9 protein-coding genes are annotated in these 22,617 nt (G+C 43.9%); all 9 read right to left on the minus strand.

All coding sequences use genetic code 11. The features are described 5' to 3' along the window. Positions 1-78: 78 nt before the first annotated feature. The 9 genes from H8706_RS06030 to H8706_RS06070 all read right to left on the minus strand — a co-directional run bounded on the left by H8706_RS06030 (position 79) and on the right by H8706_RS06070 (position 22,613). Positions 79-2,028: an AraC family transcriptional regulator gene (locus H8706_RS06030; protein WP_262431893.1), complete on the minus strand. Its 1,950-nt coding sequence runs from the start codon at positions 2,026-2,028 to the stop codon at positions 79-81. Positions 2,029-2,091: 63 nt separating this feature from the next. Continuing rightward, the gene (locus tag H8706_RS06035) at positions 2,092-3,591 is read right to left on the minus strand and encodes an MGH1-like glycoside hydrolase domain-containing protein (RefSeq protein ID WP_262431894.1); all 1,500 of its coding nucleotides are present in this window, start codon (positions 3,589-3,591) and stop codon (positions 2,092-2,094) included. Positions 3,592-3,605: 14 nt separating this feature from the next. Continuing rightward, a complete protein-coding gene (locus H8706_RS06040) occupies positions 3,606-5,159 on the minus strand; it encodes a glycoside hydrolase family 3 protein (protein WP_262431895.1) in 1,554 nt (517 codons plus the stop codon). A gap of 7 nt (positions 5,160-5,166) precedes the next feature. After that, on the minus strand, positions 5,167-9,321 hold the full coding sequence (locus H8706_RS06045) for a beta-galactosidase (RefSeq protein WP_262431896.1): 4,155 nt from the start codon (positions 9,319-9,321) through the stop codon (positions 5,167-5,169). A 15-nt stretch (positions 9,322-9,336) separates the two neighbouring features. Continuing rightward, positions 9,337-13,680, minus strand: coding sequence for a beta-galactosidase (locus H8706_RS06050; RefSeq protein WP_262431897.1), 4,344 nt, complete (start codon positions 13,678-13,680; stop codon positions 9,337-9,339). A gap of 18 nt (positions 13,681-13,698) precedes the next feature. Next, positions 13,699-16,371, minus strand: coding sequence for a phage tail protein (locus H8706_RS06055; protein WP_262431898.1), 2,673 nt, complete (start codon positions 16,369-16,371; stop codon positions 13,699-13,701). 21 nt (positions 16,372-16,392) lie between these two features. Beyond that, positions 16,393-18,912 (minus strand): hypothetical protein, encoded by a 2,520-nt coding sequence (locus H8706_RS06060; RefSeq protein WP_262431899.1) that lies wholly within the window; start codon positions 18,910-18,912, stop codon positions 16,393-16,395. Between the two features lie 19 nt (positions 18,913-18,931). Further along, positions 18,932-20,599: an S-layer homology domain-containing protein gene (locus H8706_RS06065; RefSeq protein ID WP_262431900.1), complete on the minus strand. Its 1,668-nt coding sequence runs from the start codon at positions 20,597-20,599 to the stop codon at positions 18,932-18,934. Next, positions 20,583-22,613 carry a hypothetical protein gene (locus tag H8706_RS06070; RefSeq protein WP_262431901.1) on the minus strand — a complete coding sequence of 677 codons (2,031 nt, stop codon included), beginning with the start codon at positions 22,611-22,613 and terminating at the stop codon, positions 20,583-20,585. The genes H8706_RS06065 and H8706_RS06070 overlap by 17 nt, the downstream gene beginning before the upstream one ends. Between the last annotated feature and the right edge of the window lie 4 nt (positions 22,614-22,617).

The following is a 22,617-nucleotide window of genomic DNA, read 5'->3' on the forward strand; positions in this document are numbered from 1 at the left end:
AAACCAAAAATCCCGTCTGCATAACGCAGACGGGATTTTATTTTGCTTATTGCTTTTTTATTATTTTCACTTTTCTTATCAGTTTTCCTTATTTGTATTCATCTGTCTGTATTTTCCGGGGGTTATGCCCTCCAGCTTTTTAAACACCCTTATAAAGCCTATATCGTTTGAATATCCCACCATATTGGCGACCTGAAAAACGGTATATTTATCATTTTTCAAAAGCTCTTTCGCGTAGTCAACCCTCACGCGTGCGATATAGTTTTGCAGATTTTCGCCCTTATGCTTTTTAAAAAGCACCGACAAATACTGCCCCGTGATGTTAAATTCGTCCGCGATAACGGTGTTGCTGAGGTTGTTGTTCATATAGTGCGCGTCGATATATTTTTCAATATCCGAAATCATTTTCAGCGCACGGTTGGACTGAATGTCGCGGTAGTCGGTGATGTTTTCACAGCTTGCCGAAAGCGCGGTAATCGCCTCGTTATACGAATTTGCAAGACTCTCTATCCCCTTTTTGAGCGAGCTTATGCTAATTCCCACGCGCACCGAAAATTCCTTTGTCATAATGTCGGACAAAAGCGTGCAGACAAATTTAACGTCCTCGATAAACGCCTCCTCGTTCTCGTCCTCAACGTTTACCATAAATACGATATTCCCCGACGCATCAATAATTTTTTCGTACAGATAAAGCGTGTTGAAAAGCTCGTCCGCCATATTGTTTATTGCGTAGTAAATAACGCTTTTTTCGTCGTCGGAATAGCTTTTTATATCGCTTACGTTCACCACAACAACGGCATAATTTTCGTATATAAACGGCAGATTGTATTTTTTGAACATCTCGTCAATCGCCGCGGAATTTGCGCTGTTTGTCAGAATATCGCCCAGCGCGGCGCTTTTCATCTGCTCGCTTTGGCGCGATATAACCGCGTCCATTTTCTTGTTTTTTATGGTAAGGTCCTCAACCACCGAATGAATAAAATCCATCTCGTCGCGGCAGTCGTTTTCAAACGCGCCGTTTCGGCTGAGCTTGTCGATTACGTGCTTAATCGGCTGATAATTCTTCTTCAAAAGCATTTGTGCAATAAACACGCCGATAATTAAATATCCGAGCGAAAACAAAAGAACAAGGTGCTTAAGCTTTGTAATCTCGCTTAAAAACACGTCTTTTGAAAGTGCAACAATGTAAATCCAGCCGTTTTCGCCCGTCGATTTTGTGTATGTGAGCATTTCGTTTGTGTTTGAAAGTTCGATGATGTCACTGCTCTGCGAAAGATATTTGACAAGCTTTTTCGGGTCGGATTTCATCTCGCTTGAATTTTTGTAAATAACCTCTCCGTTTTTGTCGAGAATAAGCGTAAGCGCACCGTTTCCGCCCGAAATGGGGTTTAAAACCTTGCTGATTTTCTCGCCGTCAATGCGTATGAGAAGCTTAAAATCCGAACGTTTATAGTCGTTTCGCGGAAAACTCTGCGAATACGTGATATACGCGCCCGAAAGGCTGTCCGTCATACCCGTACCGCTGAATTTTTTGTAGTCGTAAACGTTTAAATACGACGACACAAAATCGGAATACTCCGTCTTTTTATACTGCGGATTTGAGTTGTAAAACGTTTTTGCGCTCATAACCTCCGAGCTTGACAAAACCGTTTCGTCCTTTGTTATGTATAAATAAACGTTGTCCGCAACGCGTGCGCGCGAACGGATTTCGTAAAGTATTCGGTTAAGCTCGATATAGTTGCTTCCCTTAAATTCGTCTATGCTCCGTCTGCCCTCACAAAGGTCCGCAATAACGGGGTTCGACTCAAAATTGTCGGCAATAAGCTCAACCTCAGTGATATAATTTTCTATGATATGCTTGGACTGTTCGAGCATAGAAATATTATACTGATAAAAATATTCTTTTTTGTCCTTTTCAAAACTGAAATATGCCGCGGCGAAAATCGTCAGCGAAAAACAGAGCAAAATCAAATATGATACAAAAAACTTTACAAACAGCTTGTTTTGACGGTAAAACTTTGATTTCAAAAATTTTCCCCTCCGTGCAAATGTGTATAGTTATATACTAATACAAAACGGGAGAAAAGTAAACTAAATTTTAAAATTTCCCTTTTTCCAGTTTATGTATACGTCAACGTCCGCGCCGATTTTGCAAATTACGGGTTTTTCGTCCTCACTTTTGCGCGCCTCGCAAATAAGGCTCACGGTTTCGCCGTTTTTCAAAGGATAATTTTCTATTCCGTGACGGCAGGTGAGGTTTACGTCCCACACAATTTTGTTCTCGCTGATATTGCCCTTTATGCCGAGGACGTATTCAATGAGTACCGCAACGGGCGCAAGTCCCGTCCAGCCGACAAAATCACCGCGCGCGGACGAGTTTTTGCCGAAGATGTCGGGCGCGTAGTTTTCCCACACCGTACCCGTTTCTTCAAAGCATTTTACAACGTTTTCAACGTGATTTAAGCCTATTTCGTGCGCAAGACGCGTCTTTTTGCAGTTTTCAAGCCCTTTTAAAATCATATACGTTGCGGGCGCCCACACCGCACCGCACCAGTATCCGCCCGTCGGAACAAAATTTTCGTCCGACGCGGAAAGTGACGGCACGCGGTGGGTTCGGTTAAATTCGTTTTCGTTTTCAAGGTGCGATACAAACCTGTCCAGCCGTTCGCCCGGCACAGAACCCGAAATAAGTCCCCAGTATGACGCAACGCTCATAACGCCGTTAAGACGTCCGTCACGCCATTTGTCGTAATAAAACGCGGTTTTTTCGTCCCAAAGTTCGGTATTTATGATGTTTTCAAGATTTTTTATTTCGTTTTTCAAAAATTCAGTTTCATCACTTCTTTTAAGCACCTTTGCCATTTTTATGAGGCATTTTGCGCTTAAAACCTGCTGAAAACAGGTGTCAATCCACACCTGATGCCCGTGCGAAAAGCTTACGTCATAGCCTTTCATAAGGCGCGGAGTGTTGTCCATTCCGCACCCCCAGCCCGACGACCAATAACTGCCGTCGCGCCAGGTGCGGTTTTCCATATACCACTTATGATAAGCCATAAGCGGGTCGAACACGCTTGCAAGACGCTTTTCATCACCCGTCGATATGTAGTAATCCCACTCGCACCAACCCATTATATCGGGACCCGTGCTTATGGGGTCGTGGCGCGCAAAGTAGTCACCGCCGTCACTTTCGCGTATTTCACGGCAGATAAAGCCGTCGCGGTGCTGTTTTGCATAAAAATTGTCCAGCGTTTTCTGGAAATCAAACGCGCGCCGTCCGTATTTTGCAAACATCAGAATAAACGACGTATCCCACATAAAAATCGCACCGTTGAATGCCGCGTCGATAAAATTTGTCACAAATCCGCTGTTTTCAAACGGTTTTTTAAGGTTTGCAAACGCAAGTTTCCACACCTTGTTATAGCAGTCGAGCGTACTTTCATATCCGTCCATTATCGGCACGGGAAGAAGATTTTTAATTTTTTCGTATTCGGGCAAATCTTCGTTTTCCGCATTTTTGCCGATAAAAGTGTTATTTTTCACATACGGCTCATCGATATAAAAGCTTGATTCGTTTACCTGATATGTTCTCATTTATTTCTCCTTTTTTAAACTTCAACCGGCGAGAACGACGAAAATTCCGTTTCGCCCGTTGCCGCCGAAACAAACGCTTTCACGCTCGGCGAAAGCATTGAATATGCGTTTACAAATGTTTTTGCGCGTTCAAAATACTGATTCATAAAATACGGCGAGCCGAACGACACAACCGCCGTTTTGTCAACTGCGGTTTGCAGTGATATTGCAACCTTTTGCGCCTCGGTTGAGTGGAAATCCAAAAATCCGATCGGTCGGAACGGGCGCGAGAAGAGTGCGTACAAAATAAGGTCGTAACCGTCTGTTTCTGTCTTTTTTATGCCGTCCTTTAGATACTGCACGTCAAAGCCTTTTTCGCCGAGAAGGTCGGCAAGGAGCTTTCCTTCATCAAATGCGGGAATGTGATGCGTAATCGGAATTACCGCAATTTTTTTGTATTTTTCGGTTGTAAGCGGAAAAATATCCGCGTCGTCACGCATTAAAGTAACCGACTTTTCCGCAACGTTTTTCTGCGTGTTTTTGACAAATTCTCTGTCTTTTTCGCTTAAAGTTATTGCGTGATTGTCCTTTTTGAAAAGTCCCATTTTCTCTTTCATAGAAAGAATTCTCGTCACCGCGTCGTCAAGGCGCGACATCGGAATATATCCGTTTTCGATTGCCTCGGTCATATTTTTAACATAGTTTTCCGACGGCCAGAGCATCATATCACAGCCTGCCTTAAAGCTTTCAATCTGCGAAATATCCATAGTTTTGTACCAGCCGTTAAAACCGCCCATTCCGAGCGCGTCGGTAACAACAACGCCGTCAAAGCCCATTTCCTTTTTGAGAAGATTTTCGATAAGTTCGTGTGAAAGCGTTGCGGGAAGTTTCATTCCGTTGTCAAAAATTTCTTTCTGATACGACGGGAGCGTGATGTGTCCGCTCATAACAGAGTAAACTCCCGATTTTATAACCTCCTCAAACACTTTGCCCGACTTTTTCTTCCATTCGTCAAACGAAAGCGTGTTATTGGTCGTGACAATATGCTGGTCGCGGTAGTCGAGTCCGTCGCCGGGGAAATGCTTTGCGCACGCGGCAAGACCGTTGTCCTGCATACCTTTTATCACTTGGGGCAAAAGCTTGATTGCCAAGTTCACGTCGTCGGTAAGTCCGCGCACGTTAACGAGCGGATTTCTCTTGTTTATGTTTAAATCGCATACGGGCGAAAACGACCAGTTTGCGCCGACGCTCCTTGCCTCAAGCGCGGTCGCTTTGCCGTAGTTGTATGCAAGTTTTTCACTGTCTGCTGCACCGAGGCTCATAAGATACGGAAGCGGTGTAAGACCTTTTAACATACTTCCGCATCCGTTTTCAAAATCCGACGTGATAAGTATGGGAATATCCGCGTTGTCGATATACTCGGCGAGTGTTTTCCGCGCCGCGTCAAGTCCCATTTCGTCCGCCTCGGTGATTATCTCACCGAAAAAGAATGCCGCGCCGATTTTGTCCGATACAAAATTGTCTTTGTCAACCTTGATTACAACCGTTTGAAGTATTTTTTCCAAAAGTGTCATATCGCTGATTTTCATTTTTATCCTACCCTTCGATTTTGACAAACAACGGTGTGTATTCTTCAAGCGTGATGCCGTCAAGATACTCATTTTCGCGCAAATCATAGAATTTTTCTATCTTTTTGCCGTCAACGGTAATTTCAACATCTTTCGCGTCACCCCAAACGTATCGGCACATATTGAGCAAATATCCGCCGTCGTACGGCACGCAAATCCACTCTGTCCTGTCGATATTCTCTCCCGTCGCTTTGTCGGTAATTTTAACGTTTGTAAGGTTCATACTGCCGATAACCTCGGATATTGTTTCGGGAAGATTAACCGCCGTTGTTATGTCTTTTTTTGAATTTACATCAGTTTTTATTATAACGGCATTTTTGTAAATATTCAGCACCGCATCTTTATCTCTTTCGGCGTTAAGCTCATTTTTATAAAGGCTGTCCTCGCCTATTATAACAAGCTTTCCGCCTCGGTTTACAAATTTTTCGATTGCCGAGAATGTTTCGTCGGTGACGTTTGTGCACTCGGGAATTATAAGCAAATTGTAATTATCAAGCTTTTCAAGCTGGCTTTCAACCAGCAAAAGCGGTTTCAAACCGTTAAACAGCACGTTTGAATATGCAGAAAGCAGACTGCTCTGGAAAGACGGCTTAAAGCTGTATGAATTTTCGGAATACAGTATTTCCGCACTGCGCTTTGCGTTTTGCACCGCGGTGATTTCATACGATAAACGGTTAAAATCCAAAAACGCTTTAACGTGTCCCGACAAAAGGTCTGCACGCACCGCAAGGTTTGTGTTCATCCAGGTTGTGCCGGTAAGATACTGCTCCTCTCTTTCGAGCACCCACAAAATGCTCTCGGCCCTGTTGTGCATTACGCCCTGCCAAGCGTCCGCCATTGCGTGTTTATACATTTTAGGCGATTTGTCAATGGTTTTGCTGTCCATCTGAAAATGATCCTCGGTGTTTACAACAGGCGCGTCTTTTATTGACGACTGCAAATCATACCATTCAAGCTTTGCCAAAAGCGACTGCTTCTGATGATTGTATGCGGTGTTCGCGTCGTTGCCGTTGTAGTCGAAATACGGCGCAAGTTTTTCGTAGTTTTCGCCCTTTGTAAGCGCCGACCTGCCGTAATCGAGCGTTATGGGCAAAAGCTTTGCGTGCGTCGGCATATCGGGGTTAAATTCCTTTACATATCCGCACAGCGTGCCGAGATAGTCTGCCAAAACGTCGGCATTAAACTCCATAACGTTTTTGTAAAGCACCGTAAATTCGCTCTGCGATTTCATATCCACATCTTCAAATTTTTCGTAATCCGTTCCGCATATGCGGTTGAGATTTTCAATATCGCCGTAGATGTTTTTGATATACTCATACCACATCGGCTTGTAATACTGCGTATTGTAGGCATATGTATACGGCTCGTTCGCAACGCACACGCTGTCCACAACATTGCTTTTGTTGACAATGTTCATTGTTGCGGCAACATATTCGTGAAGTATCTTTTTAACCTCGGGGTGCGCGGTGTTAAACTTCAAATACTCGCCGTAAAGCGCGTTTTCGTCCAGAACGTCGGGATATTTTAAGTTTACAAACTCGGGCCAGTAGTTCGCCGCAAGAAGTATGCCCGCCTTTTGGTTTGCCTGCTCAAATTCTTTTAATCTGCACTCAAACTCGCGAAGATACCCGTCGTAATAGTCATATTCCTTAACGTCGGTGTCAAGTCCCTTTTCAAAATCGCCGTTTTTGAGAAGATTTTTGTCACTGCCTTCTTCTTTTATGTAAATATCGTCTATATAGCACTTTTGCGCCGGCGCCTGAAGCGTAATTATAAACTCCAGCGTATTGTCGTCCGCGGAGGTTGTGTATGTATCGGAATAATCCACCCAGTTTGAACTTGTTTTAATATAGTTTTCCTTTCTCTGCGACAAGCCGTAGTTTGACGAAATAAGTTTGTGGCACGCAAAATACATACCGTCTATATATTCGCCCTTTGCCGATAAACCGAATTTATACGTCGTGTTGGGCTTGCAGGGCACAGACTGCCTCAAATATATGGTTCTGCCGTTTCCCCACGGCGTTGTTCTCTCAAGCTTTAACGCATATTTTCCGTTTTTCACGCTCTCGCCCGACACGGTAACGGTTCTGTCAACCGCGGTTTTGGTGCGCTGATACAAATTCCAGTCGGGCACCTCGCACCACTCGGTTATAACGTCGTAAAGCTTTAAGCTTAACATATTCATATTTGCGCCGAGCTTTGCAAATTCCGCATATTCCTCTTCGCCCTGAACAAAGTTGCAAAAACCGTTCAAAAACATAGGACGTCTTTCCACAGTGCCGTTTATATCCATATCAGCAATAAATCCCGTAGCGGTTTTTTCAATGTCACTGTTCACATACTTCGGCACGGCATACGCTGTTTTTTCTCCGCTCAAATATTTTTGAAGATTTTCTTTGTCGTGCGCAAAAATATCGTTTAAGCAGTCGTATGAATATAGTATTCGGTCAAATGCCTGATACTTATCCGCGTCCTCTTTCATATATTTTAAGTACATCTCAAAAATGGTCAAATCCGCGGTTTCGTAATCGACGGGAATGTCCTTTTCTCTGCACTTTTCAACAAGTGATTTCAATTCTTCATAGTTTGCATTGCATTTGTCGTAAAGCTTTAAATACATAGCATAGTCGGGAATAACCGTAACCTCATACGAAACGGTATCCGCACTCTCCGCGCCCTGTTTTTTAACCGACACGTCAAACGTCTGCAAACCGACATTTGCAAAAGTGTTGTCAAATCTCACCTTTGCACAGCCTAAGGGAGGCAGGTCAACTTTCACCGTTTTTCCGTTCGGGAACGTTACAAAATACTGCCCGTAATCGTTTAAAAAGCTCTGCAAAACAAGCATAAACGGGCTTTTCTGCGAAACGAAAACCTCGTTGCCTCCCTCTATCGTCGAAAAATATCCCGATTTGAAATTCTCCGCAAGATAGAGCATAGGAAACTGTTCCGCATTTTTCGCCGACGCAATACCGGGCGAAATCTGCTGTGCGTATTTTCGCTGATAAACGTCGTTGTCGTTATCGTTCACAATCGCGCTGAACTGGAATTTTTCGGGCATTGCCGACGTAAAGGCAGTCCACGGCACGGTAAGAAAATATTCCGAAATTTCGCCGTTTCGCACTCCCTTTGCCGATACGTCCTCATTTGTGCAGTAGACCTCGCCCGTTTCCGCATCAAAGCTTGCGCCCACCTCAAGCTTAAACGTGTTGCGCTCGGGCGCAAAGGCAACCTGAACGCTGTCGCCCGACCAGTAGGACGAATTTAAAAACGAATGGTGCACGTCGTCTTTTACATTAAAATAAATATAGAAATTGTCGTTGTCATAAGCATATTTTACATAGCTTTCGTTGTTAACCGCGCTTACCTCTTTGTTTGTAAAATACGCGTCGGTGATGTTCACTTTCTCAAAATCCGTCCAGTCGATTTCGTCCGCGCTTTTAACGTCCTTTTCGGTGCGGAAAATCGGTATGCTTTTGGACGTTTCCAAAAACTTTTCGGTGTCGACGATTGTAAGGTCTGCCGTTTCAACGTCGGAGGCAGTGTCCGAAACGTCGTTCACCGCATTTTTTACATCGTCCTCAAATCCTGCGTTTGAAAGAAGATTTTCACCCGTCTTTTTGCCGTTTACGCATTTGTAAAGATACACATCGTCGGCATAAAACGCTTTTGCGGTGTCCACAACCGATATGTTAAAGGTTTGATTTCCCGTGTTGCCCGTGTATGTATTCTGAAATTCGTAATTTGTCCAGTCTGAATTTTTTGAAAACGGCACGAGCGACGATTTGTTGCCGAAAAACGTTATTTCCGCGCCGGCAACGCTTTCCGCCTTAACTTTCATACCGTAGATATATGTCGTGTCCTTTTCAAGCTTGACGTTTTGGAACACGCGCATAAATCTTGTTCCGTCATACGATGTGTTGCTTGTAATCTTCACCGCGTGATTGCCGTCGGGCAGTGTAACGATATTCGCCGTCGCGTCAGGCTCGTGCGATATAAACTTCGACCAGCCCGTTACAAACGCCTGAGTCACCTGCGCCGCATAAACGTTAAAGCTTGCCGAGGACACGGCAATGCTCAAAACCACGGCTCCCGACAAAATTTTAGACCAAAATTTTTTCATAGTGTTTTCTCCCCTCTAATCTGTCAAAACGGTTACAATTCCTATTTTCGGCACTTTTATTTTTATTGTAAATTCGCCCTCGCCGAGATAAAACGAAAATTTGAAAATTCCCTTTGTATCGGGCAAAACCTCATCTATATATGCAAGGCTCCCGTCCTCTTTAAATGCCGTCAGCGAAACATTTCCCGATATGTTCGGCGAATTTCCGAAAACATAACACATACCGCCGATTTTTTTAACGTTTGTGACAACCGTGCTGTCATATGCGCAAAGCTCGGCGTTTTTAACCGTCGGATACAAAGAATTTTTATTCCAAAGCATTGCCTTAAATCCGTCGTATTTTGTGCTGTCAAGCTTTATGTAAAAGTCTTTGTCAAATCCCTGTTCTATATCGGTTTTGTCAATTTTCGCAAGCGCGCCGTTTTTGTAATACGCGGTGTATAAAACCGCTTCGGCATCTGCCGATACACTTATTTTGTACGTTCCGCTCACCATACGGTGCGGTGCGGTTGATATTACCGTTTCGCCGTACACTCTGTCGGCAAACATTGACGGAGATGAGCGCGCATAGCGTATCATAACGGGAGTATACGGCAAAAGAGTAATGTATTTTCCCGTTTCGTTTCCGCTTATAAGGTTTAACGTTTTTTCAATCTCCGCGCCGTTATCGGTGATATAAACCTCTTTTTCCGTGTCGGAATAATTGCACAAATTTATTATTTTTCCGCCGTTATAATCGGCGCAGATGTACTCAACGTTTTCCGCAGGTGTGCCGTCCGCGGAATTTAACACCGCAATGTCATATAAGTCCGCGCTTTCAAAAAACGTTTTAAGCGGCCAAAATAAGCCGTCAACACTTGTTTTTTCGCTCGTTTTGCTCTCATACGCCGGAATGACAACCGCGCTTTGCAAAATTTCGTCCGCGTTTCTCTCTTTTAAATATTCATTGTATTTAAGCGAATTTTCGCCGATAACAAAAATCTTTCCGCCGTTTTCGGCAAATTCTTTTATTTTCGCATATGTTTCGTCCGTCACCGACACCGCCTCGGGAATTATAAGCGCCTCTAAACCCGATAATTTTTCGGTTTGGCTCTCGGTGACAAACAGCGGTTTTTCGCCGAGAAAAAGCGAATTTGTGTATGCAAGATACACGCTGTTTAAATACGACGGCTCATATGTCATCGAATTGTAGGAATAAAGTATTCCCGCCTCGCGTTTCGCATTTTGCAGTGCAAAAAGCTCGTTTGCAAGGCGTTGCATATCCAAAAACAGCTTGCCGTTGTTTGCAACAATCTGTGGACGCATAAGCATATTTGCGTTTTTATACGCGTTTGTAACCTTGTCGCTTTCTCTGTCCCACAGCCACACAACCGACTGCCTTCGCGAATGTACCGCGCCCTGCCAGATGTCGGCATAGGCGGTTTGGGTGATTATGTCACTGCCGTCATATGTAACACTGTCCCTCATAAGGTGGTCCTCCGCATTGAAAACAGGCAAATCCTCAACCGACGTCAAAAGGTCGTACCACTCGGTTTTTGCCATAAGCGGATATTCGCTGTGGTTGTAATAGTGCATTGCGTCGCACCCGTTAACGTCGAAAAGTCCTGTCAGGCTTTCAATGTCAATGCCGTGTGACAGCGACTTTATTCCCTGCGCACGGATTGCCGGCAGATTTTTCGCAAAAATTTTAATATCGGGCGAAATGCTCCTCACCGTCTGCGCGATATGCGTCAAATAGTCGGTCATAATCGTGTCGTTGTATCGGTACAAAAGATTTTTAAGCACCGAATATTCCTGTGCGTCGGAAAAGTTTATTTCGTCAAACGAGGCATACGACGTACCGCACGCACTGTTTAAGTTTTCAATGTTTCCCGAAAATTTTTCTTTCAGCCAGTTTTGCCACGGCGCTTTATAATAAGACGTGTTAAAACACTGAAAATTCGGCTCGTTTGCAACCGACACCGCGCAGACTGCAGGGTGATTTGCAATTTCTGGGATTATCGCGTTTAAGAATATTTCTATCATTTCGCGTATTTTCGGGTGGGTCGGGTTATATCCCATATAGCTCGGATATGTGCCGTTTTCGTCCCTTGTATCGGGATATTTTGAAAAAATGTATTTCGGCATATAGTGAATACCCAGTCCGAGAGTTATCTTTATGTTGTTTTCATACGCATAGTCGAGCGTTGACAAAAGGCTTTTTATATGCCCGTCGTACACCTCAAACTCGCCCGTTTCTTCGGTTTCCTCAAAGCTTGGGTTAAGAATGAGGTTTTCGCCGGAATTTAGCCTTTTCACATACACGTCGTCAATGTATAATGCTTCGGTTTCGTTTTCGCACGGGATAAGCACTTCAAACTGATGCTCGTCTGCGCCCGTGGTATATGTAAATTCAAAATTTTTCCAGTCGTACGTTCCGCTCAAATCGCGTCTTAATCTTTGCGACAAGCCGTAGTTTGAGTCTATAACCCCGTGACCGCTGAAGTGACAGCCTTTTGCGTTAACCGCCTTTGCATAAAGTCCGAAAACATAAGTTGTGTTCGGCTCGGCGTCAACACACTGCCTTAAATAAAACGTTTTTTCGTTTGCCCACTTGTCGGCGCGCGTGATTTTAAGCGAATAATTTCCGCTCCTTTTTTCGTCACCGCTCTGCGATACGCTGAAATTCTCCACCGCGCCGTAATGGTACAAATTCCAGTTTTTAATATTCACCGCCTCGGTTACGGTGTCGTAAAGCTTTGCACTTATCGCGGCCGTGTTTGCACCGAAGCCGTCAAAATCGGCGTAATCGTTCTTTGTGTATGCAAAGTGACCGTAGCCGTTTAAAAATACACTGTTTTCCTCTATATAACCGTCTGTTTCCGTTTCGGAAACAACGTCGTTTCTGTCGATTTTAATATCCTTGCCCGTGAGCGACGGGACAATTTTAGGCATTGCCTTTCCGCTTAAATAGCTTTGCAGACTGTTATAACTTTCGCTGTAAAGCGATACAAGCGTGTCATAATATGAATTTGCTCTGTCAAATTCGCGGTATTTGTAAAAATCCTCCTCCATAATGCCGATAAATTTTTCAATCGTTTTGTAATTTACCGTTTCATAGTCGGCGGAAATGCCCTTTTCACCGCATTTTTGCATTAAACCGTCAAGCGTTTCAAGCTTTTCTTTAAGGTCGGATATTTTTTTGTCAAACTCTTTTGAGCCGTCTGTGGAAAGCGTGAAAAATTCGCCGTCGCTTTCCGAAAAATCCTTGTTAACCGTTGTGATTTTAATATTGTTTTCGCAATTTTTCAAAATTCCGAAAATTTTTGCGCCGTTTATTTTCTGCGCGCCGTAACGGTTTATAACCGAGCGAAAAACGTAATTACCGTCATTGTCAAGCGCGTAAATTCTGCTTCCGCGCGCGTCGGCAGGCTGTGTATAGGTCACAACGCCCGTTTCGTTGTTGTTATAACCCTCAAAGTCCGATATTCCCGATTTTTCCGCCGTGAAGTTTGAAAGGTTGCCATACCCCAAAAGCAAATCGGCTTCATTACCGCTCTCAAAAAGCGAAATTCTGTCTGTTATAATTTCATCATATCCGCTTTTTGTGACGATATTTAAAAATTCAATTCCGTCGTTTGCGAATTTTGTAAAGGTGAACGTTTTTTCGGCAAGCGAAGATGTGTTCATATCGAGCGTGCCGAGTTTTTTTGAATTACCGCCGTAAATTTCGGGTGACGTTCCTCCGCCCGATTTGTATTTAATTTTAACCGTATAATTTTTGCCGTTTTCAAGACTTGGGAAAGCGCATTTTAATGAAGAATATGTTCCCGTCTTTGATTTCGGAATGTTTGACACCGCCTTTATTGCGGTTTTGCCGTCGAAATCATCACCGACGATTACCGAGTAAAAAACCGCGGGGTAGCAGTCCGCGCCGTCGGAGCGCGCATACGACATACTCCATTTTCCGTTCGACAAGCCTGCCTCGTTTGTGCCCTGCGACGGCGACGCGTTTATAAAATAACTTTTCGCAATTCCGCCGTCAAACAAAACGTTAAGCTTAAAATTATACACATTGCCGTTTGTAAGATTTTCAACATTCACGCAGACATAAGCGGACGCCGTAGTGTCGATATTGTCATTTACGGTGAGCTCGGCGTCCGAGCCTATGTCAAGCAGTGAAATTTTTCGTATGTTTTTTTCGGGATTTTTCCACGATATACTCACAGTTTTTCCCTCACTGCCCTTTGAAACGCTCTGAACGTTTAAATTCTTTAATTCACAGTCTGTGCCCGAATACGCAAAGACCGAAAGGGAAACAGGTGTTAAATTTAAAATTGTCATTATCAAAAGAAAAACTGCAAGTACACGTTTTTTCATATTATTCTCCCAAAAATGTTATTTTGAATACGGTGCAAATGGTTTGAGCGGAACCATTTCGTCAAGACCGCTCCACAGCATAAGTTTTAGGGTGTAGTCACCGCCGTCAAGCGCGGGAATTACTATATTTTCCGCGGTAAGCACCGTTGCCGTGCCGTTTTCGTCGGTTACGGGAATAACGGTTTTTGCGCTTGCTTTAACGTCGTAAAGCTTTTTGCCGTCGTATATCGCCGCGATAAGCTGTGCGGTGTAGTTTGAACCGCCGTTGTTGTTTTTAATGCTGATGCTTGCGGTGTGAGTACCCTCGGAAATGTTTTCAACCGCACTGCCGTTTTTTGTAAGAATGTAATCCGAAATTACAATCGGGTCGGGAACGGGTGTAACGGTAAATTCATATCCTGCGCCCTCAACGTCTTTTGCGTTTACCGCTGTCATAACGAAGGTATATTCTTTGCTGTTTTTAAGCGCGTTAAGGCTGATTTTGCCCGATTTGGAAACACCCTGTTCAACTGAAACAAGGTTTAAGCCGTATTCGTTTTTCTCGTAGATTTTCACCATTTTGCAGGTGTCGGAGAGCGAATAGTTTATGTCTGCCGACGAATCGTATGCATTTGTTGTAACGCTGTCAACGGTAAGTGCCGATGTATCGTTTGCAACGAAGTCGAAGTCGCCGTTTGTAAGAATGTTTGCTCCCTCCGTTCCGTCTGTTACGGGAACAATTTCAACTTTATCAAGATAAATTCCCTCAAGAGGATTGTTAAAACTGAATTTCAATTCGTTTGTTGAAGCGTTGTTGCCTGTAAAGTCAGCGGTTGCAGTCTGCCAGCCGTCTGAGTTAAGGTCTATTTTCAAAAGTTCCTTGTTATTTAAGTAAACCACAGGTCTTGAGCCGTCCGCAAGTGTTTTGTATTTAAATTTCAATCTGTATGATGCACTCGTATCAAGCTGGTCTGTAAATTTATACAAAAGATTTGCGTAACTTCCTGCTTTATATGCCTGCATATTTGAAACAACGCCGAGAACATAATCGTCACTGTCTGAATCGGGGTTCTGAACAATTCTGAAGTCTATCGGAGGAAACGGGGTGTCTGAATTTGCTCTGTTAAATGCCTTTGACCAGTAATGATTTGTGCCGTCAGTGTTAAAATTGAGCGAATATGCGCCTGCGATAGGTTTCACTGCGATGTCATATTCGGTAAATCCGCTCGATGCTGTTGTGACCTGTAATTTATATTTGTAAACCGTGCCGTTTTCAAGATTTTTTATAGTGTAAACATTAAGCGCGCCCGAAGTAAGCGCAAATGCGGTGTCGGTGAGTTTTGCGCCGTTTTCGTCGTAAAGCTCGACAGATGTGATGTCCGAAACCTTGGGATTTTTAAACGAAACCGTTGCCGCACCGCCCGTACCGCCGAATGTATAGGGGTTAACCGAGAGGTTTGAAATCATATGATTTTCGGGTGCGGATTCTTCTGCCTCCTCGGGTGTAACCGTAACTGTTTTAACGGTATTCGGAGTAAAGTTTTTGCTGAAAGGCTCAACGCCGAAGGTGTATTCCGTGCCGTTTGCAAGACCTGTTACGTTAACGCTCGTTGTGCCCGACGGGTCGGGATAGAAAATTCCGAAAAGCCCGCCGTCTTTATAAAATTTATAGTGCGACGCGTTGTCGTCGTTTTCCCACGAAACGGTTGCCGTGCCGTCGCCCGGTGTGCCGTCGGGTTCTGCGTCCGCAAGCGTTTTGTACGTTTTGAGTGTGTCCAAACCGCCGTCGGTAATAAGGTTGTCGCCGAGTGTGTTTTCATCAATTATTTCTCTAACATAAAAATCGTCAACAATTAAATATTCAATGGGGTTGTCAAAGTTTATTCTCACATATGCCGTTGCCGCGCCTGCTGTATAATTTGAAACCGAAAAATCCGTCCACTCTCTGTAATTTAATGTGTCATTTGTTACGGGTATATCTGTTGCGCATTTTGACGAATTCTCTAAAATGCTGAATTTGGGTTTGCTTCCTGTTTCCGATTTATACCTGAAACCGACTTTATATGTTTTTCCGCTTGTAAGCCCCGTTACCTTATATCTTATCTGTGACCAGTTGTTGCTTACATAAGCTCCGATATTACTTGTAAGCTTTAATGCAGTATTGCCGTCATTTTCCGTAACCGTCTGCGCAAAAACGGGCGGATACGGATAACCCGCCGCACGGCCGTTGTATGTAAAAAGATTTTCGGTAAGGTTAACCTGTCCGTTTGCCGAAATCTGTTCGGGTGCGCCCGAAAGGAAGTAAGTTTTTGCGTCTGTGCCGTCGTTAAAGCTGAATACCAATTTATATTTATAATACGTTCCTTTGGTAAGACCTTTTAAAACATACTGCACAACACCTCCGACGTTTCTTAAAACGGGCGCGTCGTCTGTTATTGAATTTTTATAACTGCCGATAAATAAATTTTTATCTGCCAAAAGGGTATCCGCACCGCTTGTGATGTCGTAAAGCTTAACATCATCAAGCGCCGAAGTTATGGGATTTCTCCACGAAAGAGCCATCATAGCGCCTGCCGACGGGTCAACCGCGGTTTGTAGCATAAGCTCTTTCGGCTCGTATGCCGATGCGTCGTCCGCAAAAGCCGTCACAAACGTAAACGAGCTTAAAACAACCGCGAGCACCATTACCAATGCCAACATTTTTCTCATCATTTTTCATCATTCTCCTTTATATTATTTATAGATAATAACATTTGCAACACGTGAATTCTGAACTCTTGCCAATATATAACAGCCCAAATCCGCAGATGTGAACTGCTCTTTTGTAAGGTTTACGCCGTCGCGCGTTTTTTCGCAGACAATCGCAGAGGTTGTCGGCGGAATTTTCAAAACCTGTGTTTTATCTCCGCAAATAATTTTTGCCTTTCCGTCCGCAAAACTGCATTTGTCGAGCATTCCTCCGACATACGCTACCGCGGTGTGGAGAACCGACGGGTAAACTGAAACACCGCTCTCACCCATTCTGTGAATGATTTTAAGGTCGGATATTTCGCCGTCGGAATTTGCCGAAAAGCTTATTGTGTCGCCCTTTTGTATTCCCTGCAAATCAACGTTGTCGGCAAAATTTACCGTGATGTTGTTGTATTCAAACATCATACCGCGAACCGCGTTTTTCTCACTGCCGTCCGCACCGACTGCCTTAAACACCTTTTCAATCACCATTGCGCCCGAACGGTTTGTTTTGTATTCCCTGTTTTCGCTTGTGTCGAAAACCGCGAAATATTTTGAAAATCCGTATTCGTCCGCGTTATACTGAACAAATGTATACTGTCTGTCCGAGAATAATTCCGACGTTCCCATTATGGTTATGTCGTCCTCGTCCTCGGGCTTTGCTTTTGCCAAAAGCCAGATAACCGCACCGTCCTCAAGGTATGACTTGCTTGCAAACGCGGTGTTGTTTTGCTGATACACTCCCGTCTGCTCTGACGAAACTGTAAATTCGTCATACGCGCCCGTCGGTGTTTCCGACGCGGTGTAAATTTCTTTTATTTTGTTTTCGGTGTCGAGCTTGAATTTTAAAAGCTGAGGCGAAAAACCGTCGCCGCCGAGTTTTGGCAAAATGTCTTTTTCGCTCACTTTGTCCGCCTCGCCGTTAAATTTAACCTTGTCGGCAAATTTGTATGTCTGCCAGGTTGAAAACTCGTCGAGAAGCTTTATTTCGGTGTATCTCTCCCTGTCGGCATAAAGCGCGTAACCGTAAATATATTCGGTGTCAAACGGCTTTATATAGGCGATTTTTCCGAAATAGTCTTTATACACCGTAACGGGCACGCCGAGCCTTATCTGCCACGCCTTTTTGTCATTTGCCTTCAATGCGTCAAGATAGCCGTTTGCAAGCTTGTATGACATTTCGTTTATTGTGATTTCGTCATCAGACGAATATTCGCTTATACTTCCCTTTTCGCTTTTGTCCGAAACATAAACGGTTATAATTTTGTTTTCGCCCTCTCCGCCGTTTGCAACGGTTAAAACACTGCCTTTCGTTATTGCCGATTTATCGGTCTGCTTGCCGTCTTTATACACGATAACCTTGATATTGTCCTTTTCTTCAAGGTCGAGAATACTTTTTTCACTGTCCGCGGTGTAGATGTTGTAAACCGTGTCCGCGTCGGCAGATACATAATCTGCATAATACGTTTCGTAAGCGATTATATGCACCGCGTCGTAAACGTTATCCGAATCGTTGTCGTACAAAATCACATTTCCGTCGCTTACCGCAAATGTTTCGGCTGTGTATTCGCCAACCGCACAGCCGTTGACCAAAACCGACGCGGACGGCGAAATTTTAACGGTTTTTTCTTTGCCGTTTTCATTTTCATAGGTAAGACGTCTGTCAAAAACCGAATAGCTTAAAACGTCCTCGCCGTCGATTGTCACAGACGTAATATCTTCGTCTGTCATATAGCTTTTTACCTTTTTGTATCCGTTGTTTTTCACATATACATACGCTTTTATTTTAAGTCCGATAACGGGCGAAAAATCAATTCCGCCGTTGTCGTACAAAGTGCCGTCAATCAAAACTTTGTTTTCCGCAATGTCCGATTTAACATCGTACGCCTTTGTATATGCCGTTCCCTCAACAATTCCCTCCACTTTTTCAATGTTTTGATAAAGCTTTAAAATCCCGTCGCCGCCGGTATACGAAAATCCGAGCGAGTTTTCGCCGATTTTGTCAATTTCAAGCGTTTTTGCCTCAAACATATTAAATATGATTTTTATAAAATCGCTTTTTGCAATATATTTGCCGAATTTCGCGTCAACGCCGTCCAGCACCTTTGACGTTTCTTTGAGCGAAATGTAATTTGCAGGATAATTTTCGTTTTGCCGTGCGATAGGGCCGTAGCCGAGAATGTTCATCGCGGTTTCCAAAACGTACTCATATTTTGCGTTGTCATAATATTTGGCGGTTTTGTCCGCACCGAAATATCCCGAATTTACCGCGTCGTTAAAAGCCTGCTCGTCGTCATACGTTCCGTATTTGTTGCTGAACATAATGTTCTGCATAACCGAAAGCATTTCGCCGACCGTGATTTTTGCGTCGGACAGATAAATGCGCTCAAAGTTCGGTGCAATTATGCCGAGATCGCACAAAAGCGAAAGTTTTTGCGCGTCCGAATTATTTTGCGCCGAAACGCTCGGAAGTGACGAAAACACAAGCGTTAACACCGTTAAAAGAATAAGTAATTTTTTCAAAGTTTTCTCCCTCCCCTCTTTATTTCAATATGTTCAAAATGCTGTTTACCATATATGCAACCTCGGCGCGCGTTGCACTGCCCGACGGCTTGAAGGTGCCGTCCTCATAGCCCGAAATAACGCCGAGTTTATAAAGCGTTTTAACTCCGTCCAACGCGTAGGCGCTGATTTCGTTTTCGTCGGCAAACGCGGTGTAATCTTTTGTATATTCAAGATTTTTGCCGTATTTTTCAAGCACGCGCGAAAGCATAACGGCAATGTCCTGACGGGTTACATAGCTTGACGTTCCGAAAGTTTCATCGCTCATTCCCTTTACAATGCCTGCGTTGTACGCTTTTTTAACAAACGGATAATACCACTCGTTTTTGTTTATATCCGCAAAATTTATGTCGCCGTCCGAGCCCTCTATTTCAAACGCGGTAACAATGATTTTCGTCAGTTCCTCACGTTTTATAAGGTTGTTCGGCAAAAATGTTCCGTCGCCGTAACCCGAAATAATGTTTTTGTCCGCAAGGGTTAAAATTGCGTCCTTTGCCCACGGTGCAAGCGACAAATCGCTGAATTTTTCTGCCGTCGGAACGACTGTGTTTGTGCCTGAGAGATTGTAATTTCCGCCCGCCGAACCGCCTTTTGACGAACCGCCCGACGACGAACCGCCTCCGTTTCCGCCAGACTCAAACGTGCTTGCGCTGTCCATTGCGCCAAGGAGAGCCGAAACGGTTTTCACCTTGGATTTTCCGAGCGCGTTAACAAGATTTACCGCCGCTTTTTCAGAGTCGCTGTCGGACAAATTCTGCCATTTTTTATATTCATCACTGTTTGTGATTTTTAAAAATTCCGCATTGGCGGTGATAATTTCCGAAATTTTGCCTGCCGACGCGGTGTTGATTTTGTAAAGCGCGTCAGCCTTTTTAAACGACTCTGAAACGCCGTTTAAATCTTTTGCAATGTCATCGAGCGCAACGCACGAAACGGTGAAGTTTATGTATGTTTTGTCGGTTATTGCGCTGAATTTAACATCACCGACAGTCGGGTCAACAAGCTTTAAGCCCGATAAAACATTCTTTTCGTCCTTTGTGCACACAAGCGCCGTACCGAGCGAAAGAGCAAATTTTTGCGATACCGTTTCCGCGTCCGTGCCGACACCGCCGTTGTAAAAAAAACCGCACAAAAGATTTTTTCCGCTTTCGTCAAGCAAATTATACAAGTCCATATCAAAGCCGAGCGCTTTAAGACTGTCGGTTTCGTCCTTGTTTGCAAGAATGTTTTTAATCTCATCTTCGCTTTCAGCGTTTATGATAAGGTTTAAAACCGCTGTGTAATCGGAATATTTAAACGGCAACTGTGCGCTTTTTCCGCCACACTTTACATAAAGAACATAGTCGCCCGTGAGCGTTTCGCCAATCGGCGCGTCCTTTAAATTGAACGAAATTTCATACTTTGCACTGCCGTCCGACAAAATTTCGTCAACATAGCAAAGAGCCGACACGTCGCCTTTGTCATCGCCGTTTTTCACCGCCGACACGGCAACGCTCATATTTGCCGACGGGGTTGTTCCGCTTATAAAAATCAATCCGTTTTTAAACGAAACCTCGCTTGCGGTGAATGAATTTTCCGCGCATACTGCGGAGGTTAAAACCATTGCCGCCGCCAGAAAACAAGCTGATATTTTAAAGATTTTTTTCATTGTATTTCCCCTTTCGGCTTATTTTTTCAAACAGTTTCGACGTTCCTTTAGGCGCGGTATATTTAAGAATTTTGTTTTCGCTTTTGTAAATACCGCCGTCAAACAGGTCACAAAATTCCGCGTCCTCTTTAAGATGAATTTCTATATTTTCGGTGTGCACCGTCTGATACGATATAAACCTTTCGTCGGCGAAAAATGCGCCCGAAACGTCACAATAAATATGCACACCGCTCTTTTTTGCAATAAACCGCCACACCTTTTCGGGAACGTTTCCCGAGCCGATATAAAAATTGCCGTTTTTATACGCAAAGGCGCAACCGTTTGTGTTTTTGTAATCGGCGAGCCTTTCCGCGCCGTCATCATCAACAATAAAATACGGATTTACCGCTTTTTCAAACTTTATTTCGCATCCGTCAAAATCAATCGCGCAGTCCGACGCCTTATGCACCGTCTTTATGTTCATTCCCGTGATTTTGCCGATATTGTCAAAGTTGATTTTATCGTTTTCAACGCACCCCGGCGTATATATCCACATCTTTTTGCAGGGCGAATTTTTAATTTTTTCCGCTTGGGATTTGCTTATTTTAAACGAATTTAAGAAAATGCAAAGCTTATATTTTTGCAAATCAATTTTTTCAATATCACAAAGGTTATACAAATCGTACGGCACGGCGCATTTTACAAATTCTTTCATTCCGTTATAGCAAAACGAGCGTATAACGTCGGCTTTGTCCTTAATGAAATAATTTGACTCCGCGTCGGCAAAAACGGCAACCTCCGCGACGCTGTGCGAAAATTCGCCCACTTTAAGACCGTTATAAATTTTAACACAGTCTCTCAAAAGCTTTTCATACTCGGGCGACGCGTAATATCCGCCGAAAAAGTCGAACCACCAAAGCATACTTTTGCGCACAACCGACGACGCAAACTCACGGCGCAGAACCATACCTGCGTCAAAACTGTTGTCATAGCAGTCGTCGATTATGTTTCCCTCCGCCATACGGTAGCCCATTCTGTTTTGCGTGACGGGGTGTTCCATAGGATACTGCGCAAGTTCGGTGCGGTGGTCAAGCTCGTTTATATGCACAATACCGCGCATTTTAAGAGAGTCGGTTGCAACCGTCACGCACGCGGAATTTTCAATCTGCCTGAAATCGTCGTACGACGCGGGCGCGAAAATCATATCTATATTTCCGCTGTCCCACACCCGTGCAAAATCATTGACGTTCAAAAGGCTGTCTTTAAGGTTGTAATATCCGCCGAAAAGCCCGAGCGGTTTTTTATGATTTATCACCTTTTGCGCCTCTTTTGCAAAAAACTCCGCCGTGATGTTTGCCCCTTGCGAGGCAAATTTCAAAAATTTGTATTCCTCGCTTTCGGGAGCGCGGAAAATTTCGCCGTTTTTCACTTCTTCGGGAATTTCGGGGATTTTGTCACACTTTTTGCCGATATAATTTTCATACGCTTTTTTGGTGTTTTCATTATAATAGTTCGTGCCCGAAAACCACTCGGTAGACCGCCCCGCGGAAATTCCGTAACCCAAAATATCGTCGCCGTATGTATTTTCGCAGTATTTCAAAAATGTGCAAAGATACTCCGACGCGTCGTTTTTCCACTCCTCGTCATACGCGGAGGTATGCAGAAAATAAAAGCTTGAAAGCGAATTTTTATGCTTTTCCAGCCAAGCCTCGGGAGCGTCGAGCTGAATGAAAATTATAAATTTTGCGCCATGTGCAAATTTTTTAAACATTTCAATCTGCCTGTCAAAATTTTTGAAATTGTAAACGCCTTTGTCCTGCCACACACCGCCGTAGAGCGAATACGGAACGTCCATACCGTTTAGCTGACCGGCAACCTGGATTTGAAAAACCTCAATCCCGGCGAGGTGCGCAAGCGACACGTTCGCAGGCGTGGGGCGGAACGAACGGAACATACACGGCGAATATATTTTTTCGTCAAACTCAAAAAACGGATAGCCGTTTTTGTATATTATTTTTGTCCTTTTTGTGTTCAAGGCA

It is taken from the genome of Qingrenia yutianensis (genome assembly GCF_014385105.1).
Taxonomy (GTDB): domain Bacteria; phylum Bacillota; class Clostridia; order UMGS1810; family UMGS1810; genus Qingrenia; species Qingrenia yutianensis.

Coding starts and splice junctions, on each gene's coding strand:
- H8706_RS06035 (WP_262431894.1), bottom strand. CDS start 3,591: ATGAGAACATATCAGGTAAACGAATCAAGCTTTTATATCGATGAGCCG.
- H8706_RS06040 (WP_262431895.1), bottom strand. CDS start 5,159: ATGAAAATCAGCGATATGACACTTTTGGAAAAAATACTTCAAACGGTT.
- H8706_RS06045 (WP_262431896.1), bottom strand. CDS start 9,321: ATGAAAAAATTTTGGTCTAAAATTTTGTCGGGAGCCGTGGTTTTGAGC.
- H8706_RS06050 (WP_262431897.1), bottom strand. CDS start 13,680: ATGAAAAAACGTGTACTTGCAGTTTTTCTTTTGATAATGACAATTTTA.
- H8706_RS06055 (WP_262431898.1), bottom strand. CDS start 16,371: ATGATGAGAAAAATGTTGGCATTGGTAATGGTGCTCGCGGTTGTTTTA.
- H8706_RS06065 (WP_262431900.1), bottom strand. CDS start 20,599: ATGAAAAAAATCTTTAAAATATCAGCTTGTTTTCTGGCGGCGGCAATG.